Below are 12,188 nucleotides of genomic sequence, written 5' to 3'. Positions count from 1 at the left end.
TTCTGGGGGAACGCATGCCGCCGTGGCTGCCGCGCGCCGTCCTGCTGGTGTTCGCGACGTTCATCGGGTTCCTGCTGCTGCGGTGGGCGTTCGGGCACTTACGCGGCTTCCTCACCGACTTGTTGATCGCGCTCTTCCTGTCCCTCGCGATCGAACCCGCGGTCGACCGGTTGGCCCGGCGCGGCATGCGGCGCGGTGTCGCCACCGGCATCGTGTTCGTCGTCGTCCTCATCGCCTTCGCCGGGATCATCGCCGCGATCGGCTCGCTCCTGGTCGACCAGGTCGTGGAGCTCGCACACGACCTGCCGGACCACATCCAGTCGCTGCTCGACTGGATCAACAAGCGCTTCGACGCCGAGCTGACGATGGAGAAGATCCAGGGCGGTCTGTTCAAGGACTCGAACACCGTGCAGGGCTATGCCGAGACGATCGCGGACAACGCGCTCGGGCTCGGCGCGGCCATCGTGGGCGGGCTCTTCGAGCTGTTCACCATCGGGCTGTTCACGTTCTACTTCGCCGCCGAAGGCCCGCGCGTACGCCGAGCGCTGTGCTCGCTGCTGCCCCCGACCCGGCAGGCCGAGGTGCTGCGGGCCTGGGAGATCGCGATCGACAAGACCGGCGGCTATCTCTACTCGCGGGCGCTGATGGCCTTGGTGTCGGCCGTCGCGCACTACATCTTCTTCCTCGCCATCGGTCTCGACTACGCGATCGCGCTGGCCATGTGGGTGGGGCTGATCAGCCAGTTCATCCCGACCGTGGGCACGTACCTGGCCGCCGCGCTGCCCGCGATCGTGGCGCTGACCGAGAGCCCGGTGGACGCGTTGTGGGTGATCGTGTTCGCCACCGCGTACCAGCAGTTCGAGAACTACCTGCTGCACCCGCGCATCACGTCGATGACCGTCGACATCCACCCCGCGGTCGCGTTCGGCTCGGTGATCGCGGGGGCCGCGCTGCTCGGTCCGACGGGCGCGCTCATCGCGATCCCGGCGACGGCGACCGCGACGGCGTTCTCCAGCACGTACGTGCGCCGGTACGCGGTCACCGAGCACCCGCTCGCGCCCGCGCACCAGGAACGCCCGAAGCGCCGACGGCTGGGGCGGAAGCGCCCGGACGGCAGCGGTCCCGGCCGCGGGGGTGAGGACGGTTAGCGGCCTCGCGCTACTTCCAGAACTGGAAGAGGCGGTAGCCCGCGGACGCCCATTCGTCCGGGACGTCGAGCGCGTTCGTGAGGGTGTGGACCTGGTCGAAGAACCAGTGGTTGATCTCCGGCGTCAGCAGCAGGCCGAAGAGCAGCAGGGGGGCGTACGGCGCGAACGGCGCGATCGAGCGCCGGAAGTCGTACGGCAGCCACGGCTCGATGATCCCGTAGCCGTCGAGGCCCGGCACCGGCAGCAGGTTGATGACCGCCGCGATGATCTGCAGCTGGGTGAAGAAGACGACCGCCGCGTAGAAGGCCGGGCTCGACCCGTCGAAGACCGACGAGTTGATGAGCGCGACACCCACGCCCGCGAACACGATGTTGACCAGCGGCCCGGCGGCCGAGACCAGGCTGTGCTGCGCCTTGCCGCGGATGAGTCCGCGCTCGATCCAGACCGCGCCGCCGGTCAGCGGGATGCCGCCGAGCAGGACGAATACGGTCGGGATGGCGAAGGTGAACAGCGGGTCGCTGTACTTGAGCGGGTCGAGCGTCAGGTAGCCCTTGTCGATCACCGACGTGTCGCCCGCCCGCAGCGCGGTGAAGGCGTGCATGAACTCGTGGAGGCACAGCGAGACGAGCCAGCCGGTCATGACGAAGAGGAAGACCGGGATCTCCTGGTCGCCGCTGCCGTTCCACAACACGGCACCGGAGATCCCGAAGACGGCGACGAGTGCGAGGAAAAGTGGCGACGGCCGCACGTGGCGCAGGTGTGAACCGCGGCGGGTCCAGGCGTCGGTCATCCCGAAAGTATGCCCCGTCCGCCGCCTCGGCACAGGAGGCGGGGACGGGGCACAAGGGATCCGGACGGGTCTACGCGGGTTGGAGGTCGGCCCGCTCGGCAGCGGGCGGACCGCCCCTGCTCCCCGCGGTCCCGGCAGCCCGTTCGGCAGCCCGGGCTACCTCAGTGGAACGCGTGCTCCGGGCCCGGGTACGCGCCGCCGACCACGTCGGACGCGAACGCCCGCGCCGCGTCGCCGAGGGTGGCACGCAGGTCCGCGTACTGCTTGACGAACTTGGGCAGCTTGCCGGGGGTGAGCCCGGCCATGTCGGTCCAGACGAGGACCTGGGCGTCGCAGCCGGAGCCCGCGCCGATGCCGACGGTCGGGATGTCGAGCTGCGCGGTGACCTTGGCGGCCAGTTCCTCTGGCACGAGTTCGAGGACGACGGCGAAGGCGCCCGCCGCCTGCATGGCCTTGGCGTCGGCGAGGAGCTGGGCCGCCGCCTCGTCGCCGCGGCCCTGCACGCGGTAGCCGCCGAGCACGTTGACGGACTGCGGGGTGAGGCCGATGTGCGCCATGACCGGCACGCCGGCCGTGACCAGGGCCTCGACCTGCGGTGCCATGGCGACGCCGCCTTCGAGCTTGACCGCTCCGGCGCCGGCCTCCTTCATGAAGCGCGCGCCGGTCTCCAGCGCCTGCGCCGGGGAGACCTGGTAGGAGCCGAACGGGAGGTCGGCCACGACCATCGCGCGCTTGGTGCCGCGTACGACCGCACCGGTGAGCATGACCAACTGGTCCACGGTGACGGGGATGGTGTTCTCGTAGCCGAGGTGGTTGTTGCCCGCGGAGTCCCCGACGAGCAGCACGGGTATGCCCGCGTCGTCGAACACCGAGGCGATCATCGCGTCGTACGCGGTGAGCATCGGCCACCGCTCGCCGGTCTGCTTCGCACGGGCCAGGTCGCGGACGGTCACGCGCCGACCGGTGCCGTTGCCGCCGTAGAGGGTGAGCCCGGGGCCTTCCGGTGCCGCCTTGGGTGCGGCCGGGGCGCCTGCTGCGGGCGAGGTGGCGGGGGGCTGTACGGCGGACTGCTGCGAAAGCTGCTCGGACATTGTCTGACTCCTCATCTCGAGGCGCACGGTCGGCGTCCCCGGACTAACGCCATGGTGGCACGTGCCGCGCGACGACAAAAGGGTCGCCGGTCCCTCTTCGGTCCGGTCGGCCGGGGGACCGGACGGCCGCTCGGGCGTCCGCCGCAGTTTGCCGAGTATTTACGATACGAGACTAAACCGTTTCGTAAAAGGGAGTACCGTCGACACGTAAACGAGACCCGTTCGTATCGATTCCCTCGACAGTCCGTCGAGCACCCGTCGAGCACCCGTCGAGCAACCACCGACCGCCTCGCCGGTCACCTCACCGATCGCTCCACCAAGAGGCCCGGACGGGCCGGGACCTGGGGGGACACCTCATGGCAACAGCCGACAACCCGGCGGCCGCGCCGCCCACAACCGTCGACCCGCACGTGCACAAGCGCCGCTGGTACATCCTCGCGGTGCTGGTCGTGAGCCTGCTGGTCGTCGTCCTCGACAACTCGATCCTCAACGTCGCCATCAAGGTCATCGCCGACCCCGACGAGGGCCTCGGCGCATCGCAGAGCCAGCTCCAGTGGGCGATCAACTCCTACACGCTGGTCTTCGCCGGCCTGCTGTTCACCGCCGGCATCCTGGGTGACCGCTTCGGCCGCAAGAAGCTGCTGCTGTTCGGCATGGTCGTCTTCGGCGTCGCGTCGCTGCTCTCCGCGATGTCCCAGAGCCCGACCCAGCTGATCGCCGCCCGCGCGGTGATGGGCTTCGGCGCCGCGTTCGTCATGCCCGCGACGCTCTCGATCATCAGCAACGTCTTCGAGCCGCACGAGCGGGCCAAGGCCATCGGCATCTGGTCCGGCGCGGTCGGACTGGCCATCGCCATAGGTCCGATCACCGGCGGAGCGCTGCTCGAACACTTCTGGTGGGGCTCGGTCTTCCTCATCAACGTGCCGATCGTCATCATCGGCGTCGCCGCCATGATCCTGATCGTGCCGGACTCCAAGGACCCCCGCCCCGGCAGGCTCGACCCCGTCGGCGTCGCGCTGTCCATCGCGGGCCTCGTCTCCCTCGTGTACGGCATCATCAAGGGCGGCGAGGACTCCTGGACGAACCCCGAGGTGCTCGCCACCATCGCGGTCGGCCTCGCGATCCTGGCCACCTTCGTCTGGTACGAGAAGCGCAGCGACCACCCGGCGCTCGACATCCGCTTCTTCCGCGAGCGGTCCTTCTCCGCCGCGTCGGCCGCCATAGGCCTGGTGTTCTTCGCGCTCATGGGCGTGACCTTCTTCATGGCGTTCTACCTGCAGAGCGTGCGCGGGTACACGCCGCTGGAGACCGGCCTGTTCCTGCTCCCGCTCGCGATCGGCCAGCTGCTGTTCGCGCCGCGCAGTGCGGGGCTCGTACGCAAATTCGGCGTCCGCGCGGTCACGACCGTCGGCATGCTGGTGGTCACCGGGACGCTGTCGTCCTTCACCCTCATGGGCCGGGACACCCCCATGTGGATCCTGTGCGTGGTGTTCTTCCTCCAGGGCATCGGAATGTCGCTGGTCATGCCGCCCGCGACCAACTCCGTGATGGCCTCGCTGCCGCGTGAGAAGGCCGGGGCCGGCTCCGCGGTGACGAACACCGTGCGGCAGGTCGGCGGTGCGCTCGGCGTCGCGGTCCTCGGCTCGGTCCTGTCGTCGGTCTACCGCGACGAGATCGCCGGCAACGGCGTACCGAAGGGTGCCGACGAGTCGATCGAGGCGACCCTCGGCGCGGCCGCCCATGCGGGGCCGGCCGGGGCCGGATGGGTGGACCCGGCCAAGGACGCCTTCATCCAGGCGATGCACTACTCCGCGCTGGGATCCGCGCTCGTCGGTGCCATCGGCGCGGTCGTGGTGTTCAAGTGGATGCCTCGCAAGCCGGTGGAGGGCGCGCCGGAGCAGCCGGAACAGCATCGCGAGACCGCTAAGGTCTGACCGATGAACCCGGTGAGAAACGACGCGGCAGACCCCGCCGAGCAGCACGCCGGCGGGGTCGAGCCGCGTGTCGCGGAGGATGCGCCCTGCCCGGTGGGCGACGCTCCGCAGGTCCCGTCCGCGCGACCGAGGGGACGGCCGCGGAGCGCGACCGTGGAGCGCGCGATCCTGGACACGACGCTGCGGCTCATCGGCGAACAGGGCAGCGTGGGCGCGCTGTCCATCGAGGCCGTCGCGCAGCAGGCCGGGGTCGGGAAGGCGACCATCTACCGGCGCTGGCCCAACAAGGAGGCGCTGGTCATCGCGGCCGTCGAGGCCGCGGAGGAGCCGATCCCCGAGTTGGTCGGCGAGAACGTGCGGGACGACCTCGTACGCCTTCTGGAGGCCATGCGCGCCAACCTGGTCGGCCGGCGCGGCGAAGGCCTGGTCGCGATGGTGCTCACCGAGGTCCACCAGCACCCGGAGCTGTATCGCCGCTACCACGAGATGGTCATCGAGCGGCGCCGCGAGGCCATGCGGGTCGTCCTGCGCCGCGGCATCGAGACGGGCGAGCTGCGTGCGGACCTGTCGGTGGAGCTGATGCGGGACCTGCTCGCGGCCCCGATGCTGATCCGCAAGCTCGTGCACGAGACCGAGGTGCCACAGGAGTTGCCGGCGCAGGTGGTGGACACGGTCCTGCGCGGGATCAGCGGGCGGGGGGTTGGTGCCGGGTCGGCGGCTGATTCGGCGGACGGGCCGGGGACCGGCTCGGCGGCCGGCTCGCAGCACAGCGCGGACGTCGGCACGGCGGGTGGTCCGGTGTAGGGCGGAGACCGGTCGGTAGCCCCTCCGATCCCGCTCGAACGAGTGGTTTGTGACGGTCGTGTCCCGGAAACGTCCCGGCGGTGTCGCCGGGGAACCTCCCGGCGTGCGGCGTGCGTCCTCAGAGGACGTATGCGACATTCGCCGCAGGGGGAATCGGCCTCCGCGCCGAGCTACCCCAGGAGACAGCAATGACGTGGCCCACCGCGGAGACCCACGCGCCGCCGGCGACCGCGGCCGGACGGGGCACCCGTCGCGGGCTGCCCCAGTGGCCCGGTTTCAAGGCGCTCATGGAGCGGCCGTCGTGGCGCCGCGGCCGGATCGTCGCCGGGTGCGCGGCCGCCGTCGCGCTGTTCATCGGCGGACACGCGTTCATCCCCAACACCCCGGGACAGATCGGCTCGCTCGTGGAGACGTTCCTGCCGTGGACGGGACTGCTGGTGCTGCCGCTGCTGGTCGCGGCGGGCGTACGGCGGTCCTGGACCGCCCTCGTCGCCACCCTGCTCCCGGTCGCCGTCTGGCTCGCGATGTTCGGCGGCACGGCGTTCTCCGCGGCGGGGAGCGGGCCGTACGACGTGCGCGTGGTCACCCACAACATCAACGCCGAGAACCCCGACCCCTCGGGCACCGCGCAATCGCTGCTGGCCTCGAAGGCCGACATCGTCGCGCTCCAGGAGATCCCCTCGGGCGAGAGCGGGCGGTACGGCACGGTGCTGGACGACGCGTACGAGTACCACGTCGCCGAAGGCACCGTCGCGCTCTGGAGCCGCTACCCGATCGAGAACGTCAGTGCGGTCGACGTCGGCATGGGCTGGACCCGCGCGATCCGCGCCGAGGTCAGGACCCCCAAGGGCGAGCTCACGGTGTACGTCGCCCACCTCGCCTCCGTCCGCTTCGGCCCGAGCGGCTTCGGCGTGGCCTCGCGCGACGACACGGTCCGCCGGCTCGCGGCCGCCGTCGACCGCGACGATTCCGACAACATTGTGCTGATGGGCGACCTCAACGGCACCGTCGACGACCGTGGCCTCGAACCGCTCACCGACGGCCTGACCGACGCGCAGGAGGCCGCGGGCGGTGGCTTCGGCTTCACCTGGCCCTCGTCGCTGCCGATGGCCGCTATCGACCACGTGATGGTGCGCGGCGTCGACACGGTCAGCGCCAAGGTGCTGCCCAAGACGTCGAGCGACCACCGTCCGGTGAGCGCGGACCTCAAGTTCTGACGCTCGGCGCCGGCCTCCGCAGGTGCCAGTCGGTCCGCGTCTGCAGCGCGTGGGCGGCTGTCAGCAGGCGGTGGTCCGCCGCCGGTGCGGCCGCCAATTGCAGGCCGATCGGCAGGCCCGCGTCGTTCGGCGGGCCGGGGAGCGAGACCGCCGGGAAGCCCGTGGCGTTCCACACCGAGGGTAGAAGAGCGGGAGCAGGTGCAGGAGTCCGGCGTCCAGCCGGGGCGCGGCGGTGCCGACGGTGGCACTGAGCACGACGTCGTATTCGCCCAGGAACTCCGCGACCTGTCGACGCCCGCGGGCGCGCACGCGCTGGGCGTGCAGGTAGTCGCGGGCCGTCCAGAAGGCTCCGGCGGCCATGAACACGCGGGTGAGCGAGCCGTACGCCGACCAGTGCCGCGCGAGCCGCTCGCGGTGCGTGTCGTACGTCTCCGCACCCTGCACGATCCGGCACGCCGTCTCCAGGTCCGCGAGACCCGGAACCGCCTGCTCGCGGATGACGGCGCCCGCGTCGGCCAGAACACGGACCGCGTCCGCCACCGCGCGCCCCGCCGCCGGATCCGCACCCGGCCGGTCGAGCCCTGTCGTGTCCACCGCGACCCGCAGCCCGCGCAGGATCCCGGGATCGCCCGGTCCTCGGGCCGGCACGCCCGCGATGACCTGGTAGAGCGCGAGGCAGTCGGCCGCGTCGGCGGCGATCGGCCCGACGGTGTCCACGGTCGGCGCACCCGGCACGACGCCGTCGACGGGGACCGCGCCGAACGTCGGCTTGAAGCCGGTCACGCCGCACAGCGCGGACGGGATGCGGATGCTGCCGCCGGTGTCCGTTCCGATGGACGCGGGGAAAAGCCCGGCGGCGACGCCCGCCGCGCTGCCCGAGCTCGAACCGCCCGGCCAGCGTTCGGTGTCCCACGGATTGCGCGTCACCGGCAGTTCGGGGTCGTCGGAGGCGCCGAAGCCGAACTCCGAGAGCGACACCTTGCCGAGCACGACCGCCCCCGCGTCGCGCAGCCGCCTGGTGACGAGTGCGTCCTCGCCGCCGGTGTGCCGCGGCGGGACCGCGGAGTGAGCGGTCGTGGGTCCTTCGCCCGAGGCGATCAGGTCCTTGAGTGTGATGGGGACGCCGTGCAGAGGTCCGCGTACGTCGCCCCGGGCCCGCGCGTCGTCCGCGTCGCGGGCGGCGGCCAGCGCGGCGTCGTCGAACCGCGCGAGGTAGACGCCGAGCCCGGGGTCGGACGCGTCGGCGCGGGCGAGTAGTTCGGTGACCAGTTCGACGCTCGACACCTTCCCCTGCGCGAGCGCGTCGGCGGTGCGGAGGAGGGAGCCGTCAGGAGTGTGCGTGGCGTCCGGGGCGGTGCCCTCGGCGAAGGCCGGTGCGCGGCCGGGGAGTCCGGCGTTCTCGCCTTCGGCAGGTGCGGTGGCGTGCAGTGTCCGGGCGTCCGCTTCCGCCTGGGCGCGTGCGGCGGCCAGTGCCGCGAGCTCACCTTCCGAGGGCGTGATGCCGTCGGAGGCGAGGAAGTCGCGCACCGCGCCGGAATCAGACGTGCTCACAGGGCCTCCCGGGGCCGAGGCGACGGGGCCGAAAGTCATCAGCCGAGGACTTCTCGAACGTAAGCTGATGCCCCGTCAGGTGCAAGCGACCCGTGGTCACGGCCGTCAGCGCGCCCGGGGCAGACCCAGTACGCGCTGCGCCACGATGTCGCGCTGTATCTGCTCGGTCCCACCGTAGATTCCGGCCGCGCGCGACCACAGATACCCGGTCATCGCCTCGTCGCCCACCAGGTCGAGTCGGAGCCGCCCGATGAGCTTGTCGACGCGCGTGAGCAGCAGCTTGTCGATCGAGCCCTCGGGGCCGGGGCCGGGGACGCGGTCGGCATCGGCGCTGTCGTTCGTGTCACGGGCGTTCAGGCGGGCTCGCACCCGGAGGCGTAGTGCGTACAGCCACCGCTCGGCGTGGTCGAGGCGGTGGGCGAGCACCGGATCGCCGCCGGTTCCCCGGGCGCGCATCTCCGCGACGGCGGCGGCGAGGCGGGACGTCCAGCCGATGTCGGCCGGGCCCCGCTCGTACGCCAGCAGCGCCATCGCGATGGCCCACCCGTCGCCCTCGCCGCCGAGCCGGTCGGCGGCGGGCACGCGTACGTCGTCGAAGAAGACCTGCGCGAACTCCCGCGTCTCGAAGGCGGTGACGATCGGATCGACGCGTACCCCGGGGGCGTCCATCGGCACGATCAGCATCGACAGGCCCCGGTGCCCGGCCTCGCCGGTCCGGCACAGCAGCAGGCACCGGTCGGAGTCCACGGCGTCGCTGGTCCAGATCTTGGTGCCGTTCACGCGGTACGCGTCGCTCTCGCGACGGGCCTTCGTCGTCAGCGCCGCGAGGTCCGACCCCGCTCCCGGCTCGCTGAACCCCTGGCACCACGCGACCGCGCCCGACAGCAGATCGGCAAGGTACGTCTCCCGCTGCGCGTCGCTACCGAACCGCCGCAACGCGTGCGCGAGATGACCGATCGGCGGGACCGGCGGCATGCCGCGGAACCCCAACTCGTCGTTGACGACGGCCTCGTACGCCGCCGGCATACCCCGTCCGCCCGAGGCCGCCGGGAAGGACACCCCCACGTATCCGGCCGAGTAGAGCGCCCGATGCCACGCGAGGCGAGGCCGCCCCGCGCTGTCGTCGGCCCCCGCCTCGAACCCGTCGATCCACGCGACCAGTTCCGCCCTGAACGCCGCCTCGGCAGGCGAGTCCAGCCCTCGAAGATCCGGAAGCACGCCGCTCGCCGTCGTCCCGTCGACCTCCCGCCGCCGACCCGCGTGGGCCCGCCGGAGCCGTATGTGTGCCAGATGCTCCCAGGTCATCCCCATGCCGCCGAGGACCTGGATGGCCGTCTCGCAGACGGCGACGGCAGCCTCTGCGCATACCTCGCGCGCCGCCGCGGCCACGGCGAGTGCCTCGTCGGCCGCCAACGCGTCCACCGCCCAGGCGGCATGCGAAGCGAACGCCTCCGCCGCCGCGAGTTCCACCGCCGCCTCGGCCGCCAGATGCGCGACGGCCTGGAACGCCCCGATCGCCCGCCCGAACTGCGTCCGCGTACGCGCGTGCCGCAAGGCATCGTCCAGCGCCCCGCGCGCGACACCCACGAGATCCGCGCACACCAACGCCAGCGTGAGGGCGGCTTCGCCGCCCGACTCGCCGTCGACGTACGCGACGGGCGCCGACGTACGCGCCAACTCGGTGGCGACCACGGCCACCTGAGCGGCGGTCGCCCCCGCCGCCCGCATCCCCGTCAGCCCGGCCCGTTCCAGAACCGCCAACGCCTGCGCACTGTCCGCGGCCATAAGGCGCGTCGTATCCGCAGGCCGCAGCGACTCGGCGATACGCGCGGCGGTGTCCCGAAGCAGGTCCAGCTCGTCGTCCTCCACCCGCGCAAGCTAACAGGGCAATCTTTACAAGGAAAGACATCCGGCGATTGCCCACAGGGGCGAACTCACTCGCTCAGCGGGATCACATACACATGGACGAAGTACGGCCCACCGACCTCGCCCGCGTGCAAGTGCCCGGAGCGCGCCCGACCGCCCTCCAGCCCGCGCGGATCGGGATCGACAGGGTCGACTACGCGACGCCGTACGGACCGACGAATGCGGGAGTTCCCACAATTAACGCCTTGGTCGAGACGGACCGTCCGCGCCAACGGTGGCGGTCTTGGCTGTCACTTGTCGGGGTGGAGTTGGAGGGTCAGTTCGGCGGTTAGTGGGGCTTCGCGGGGGAGGTCCGGTTGGTAGAGGGCTATGCGGGCGTGTTTGCCGAGTTCGGGGCCGAAGACCTCGATGAGGAGGTCCGAGGCGCCGTTCAGGACGGCGGGGGCTTGGGCGAAGCCCGGGGCGCAATTGATGTAGCCGGCCAGGCGGACCACACGCAGGACCTTGTCGAGGCTGCCGAGTTCCGCGCGAGCCATCGCGAGGAGGTTGATCGCCACGAGGCGGGCGGATGCCTGGCCTTCCTCGATGGTGAGTTCGCGGCCGAGCTTGCCGGTGATCGGGAGTTGGTCGTTGCCGTCCGCGTCCTTGGTGGTGCCGTACGTGCCGGACACGAAGAACAGGTCGCCCGCGCGTACGCCGAAGCAGAAGTTGCCGATCGGCGCAGGCGGCCGTACGTCGGCAAGTCCCAGACGTACCAGCGCTGTTTCGGGGGAGACCGGGGAGGTCGGTGACATGCGGACGATGTTAGGCGTCGCGATAGCCTCGGCCGCTGTGACCGGTCCGATCGCGCCGCCGTGGGTCGACGACCTGTTTCCGTTCGCCACGCCGCCCGCGCTGCGCGTGTTGATCGACGTCGCTTGGCAGCACGCCTACGACACCCTCCTCGAGACCGAGGTGTACGACCGCACCCTCGTTGAATCCCACTACGACTTCATGTTCGACCTGGTCGCGGCGCCGCGTCCGTACAACGGCTGGGAGCAGTACCCGCCGCCGGACGAGGACGACCGGCGACTGCCGGTATCGCTCTACGCCACACCGGAGTTCGTGCCGTTCGGGGCCCTGGGGACCGGTGCGTACGTCGGCTGGCTCGTGCCCGCTCCGGAGCTGGGGTGGACGGACCACCCGGTCGCGCTCGCGAGCGGTCACGAGCACGGGGTGACCTTCATCGGCCCGGACACCCGTTCCGGCCTGGAGTTCATGCTGTCGTGGGCGCTGCGGCGGCTGCGTCAGCACGACGCACCCCCGACGGAAAGACGGGAGCTCGTCGGTCGGCTGCCCGCGGAACTGCACGTGCGGCCGGACCCGGACCGGGTCTACCCGGGGTCGTCCTGGCACGGCTCCGGCGTGACGAGAGACGACGAGTTCGAGATCGTGTTCGACGTTCCGAGAGGGTGGCGCAACGACCCCGGGTACGACGGCATCGGAGTTCTCGCCCCGGCCGCCGCCTTCGACGTCGGGGAACCCTTCGCGCCCGGCGACGAACCGTCCCTGGCCGAGACGTTGGCCGCGGCCCGCCGCGCCCTCGCCGCCGGGCATCCGGCGACTGCTCTCCTCGTGCTCATGGACGCGTTCGTCACCTCTCCCACCTGCCACTTCGCGGAGCTCAAGCCACTGTGGGCGAGGGCCTACCGCGACCTCGGCCGGGCAGCGTACGCCGAGCGGCTCGACCGCATGGCAGCCGGCTACCCGAACTCCTGCGCCTGCCCGGCTCCCCACTGACGAGCCGA

At 71.5% G+C, this 12,188-nt stretch carries 10 protein-coding genes; 5 read left to right on the top strand and 5 right to left on the bottom strand.

Annotated features, from left to right (window positions below; all coding sequences use genetic code 11):
- Positions 1–14: 14 nt before the first annotated feature.
- A complete protein-coding gene (locus tag ACWD12_RS16715; RefSeq protein WP_450100124.1) occupies positions 15–1,148 on the top strand; it encodes an AI-2E family transporter in 1,134 nt (377 codons plus the stop codon).
- A 10-nt stretch (positions 1,149–1,158) separates the two neighbouring features.
- Here the strand turns inward: ACWD12_RS16715 and ACWD12_RS16710 are convergent, their stop codons facing one another.
- Complete coding sequence (locus ACWD12_RS16710) at positions 1,159–1,938, bottom strand: site-2 protease family protein (RefSeq protein ID WP_450100123.1); 780 nt, start codon at positions 1,936–1,938, stop codon at positions 1,159–1,161.
- Between the two features lie 161 nt (positions 1,939–2,099).
- Positions 2,100–3,029 (bottom strand): 3-methyl-2-oxobutanoate hydroxymethyltransferase, encoded by a 930-nt coding sequence (gene panB / locus ACWD12_RS16705; protein WP_450100122.1) that lies wholly within the window; start codon positions 3,027–3,029, stop codon positions 2,100–2,102.
- 356 nt (positions 3,030–3,385) lie between these two features.
- Here panB and ACWD12_RS16700 point away from each other — a divergent pair, with 356 nt between their 5' ends.
- The 3 genes from ACWD12_RS16700 to ACWD12_RS16690 all read left to right on the top strand — a co-directional run bounded on the left by ACWD12_RS16700 (position 3,386) and on the right by ACWD12_RS16690 (position 6,984).
- Positions 3,386–4,963, top strand: coding sequence for an MFS transporter (locus ACWD12_RS16700; RefSeq protein WP_450100121.1), 1,578 nt, complete (start codon positions 3,386–3,388; stop codon positions 4,961–4,963).
- A 3-nt stretch (positions 4,964–4,966) separates the two neighbouring features.
- Complete coding sequence (locus tag ACWD12_RS16695; protein WP_450100120.1) at positions 4,967–5,767, top strand: TetR/AcrR family transcriptional regulator; 801 nt, start codon at positions 4,967–4,969, stop codon at positions 5,765–5,767.
- A gap of 188 nt (positions 5,768–5,955) precedes the next feature.
- Entirely contained in the window at positions 5,956–6,984 is a 1,029-nt protein-coding gene (locus tag ACWD12_RS16690) for an endonuclease/exonuclease/phosphatase family protein (RefSeq protein ID WP_450100119.1), read from the top strand.
- A 60-nt stretch (positions 6,985–7,044) separates the two neighbouring features.
- On the opposite strand, the gene ACWD12_RS16685 is transcribed toward ACWD12_RS16690, so the two are convergent.
- From ACWD12_RS16685 to ACWD12_RS16675, 3 genes are all read right to left on the bottom strand, one after another.
- Positions 7,045–8,535, bottom strand: a complete 1,491-nt coding sequence (locus ACWD12_RS16685; protein ID WP_450100118.1) for an amidase — start codon at positions 8,533–8,535, stop codon at positions 7,045–7,047.
- Between the two features lie 105 nt (positions 8,536–8,640).
- The gene (locus ACWD12_RS16680; RefSeq protein ID WP_450100117.1) at positions 8,641–10,404 is read right to left on the bottom strand and encodes an acyl-CoA dehydrogenase family protein; all 1,764 of its coding nucleotides are present in this window, start codon (positions 10,402–10,404) and stop codon (positions 8,641–8,643) included.
- Between the two features lie 287 nt (positions 10,405–10,691).
- Positions 10,692–11,195, bottom strand: a complete 504-nt coding sequence (locus ACWD12_RS16675) for a RidA family protein (protein WP_450100116.1) — start codon at positions 11,193–11,195, stop codon at positions 10,692–10,694.
- Between the two features lie 37 nt (positions 11,196–11,232).
- On the opposite strand from ACWD12_RS16675, the gene ACWD12_RS16670 reads away from it, so the two are divergent.
- Positions 11,233–12,180: a hypothetical protein gene (locus ACWD12_RS16670; RefSeq protein WP_450100115.1), complete on the top strand. Its 948-nt coding sequence runs from the start codon at positions 11,233–11,235 to the stop codon at positions 12,178–12,180.
- Positions 12,181–12,188: the final 8 nt, after the last annotated feature.

The organism is Streptodolium elevatio, assembly GCF_053592165.1.
This window is presented reverse-complemented; position numbering and strand designations above follow the sequence as displayed.

What these genes read in the sequence shown, in the direction of transcription:
- ACWD12_RS16715 (WP_450100124.1), top strand. Translation starts at nt 15, where the DNA reads ATGCCGCCGTGGCTGCCGCGCGCCGTCCTGCTGGTGTTCGCGACGTTC.
- ACWD12_RS16710 (WP_450100123.1), bottom strand. Translation starts at nt 1,938, where the DNA reads ATGACCGACGCCTGGACCCGCCGCGGTTCACACCTGCGCCACGTGCGG.
- panB (WP_450100122.1), bottom strand. Translation starts at nt 3,029, where the DNA reads ATGTCCGAGCAGCTTTCGCAGCAGTCCGCCGTACAGCCCCCCGCCACC.
- ACWD12_RS16700 (WP_450100121.1), top strand. Translation starts at nt 3,386, where the DNA reads ATGGCAACAGCCGACAACCCGGCGGCCGCGCCGCCCACAACCGTCGAC.
- ACWD12_RS16695 (WP_450100120.1), top strand. Translation starts at nt 4,967, where the DNA reads ATGAACCCGGTGAGAAACGACGCGGCAGACCCCGCCGAGCAGCACGCC.
- ACWD12_RS16690 (WP_450100119.1), top strand. Translation starts at nt 5,956, where the DNA reads ATGACGTGGCCCACCGCGGAGACCCACGCGCCGCCGGCGACCGCGGCC.
- ACWD12_RS16675 (WP_450100116.1), bottom strand. Translation starts at nt 11,195, where the DNA reads ATGTCACCGACCTCCCCGGTCTCCCCCGAAACAGCGCTGGTACGTCTG.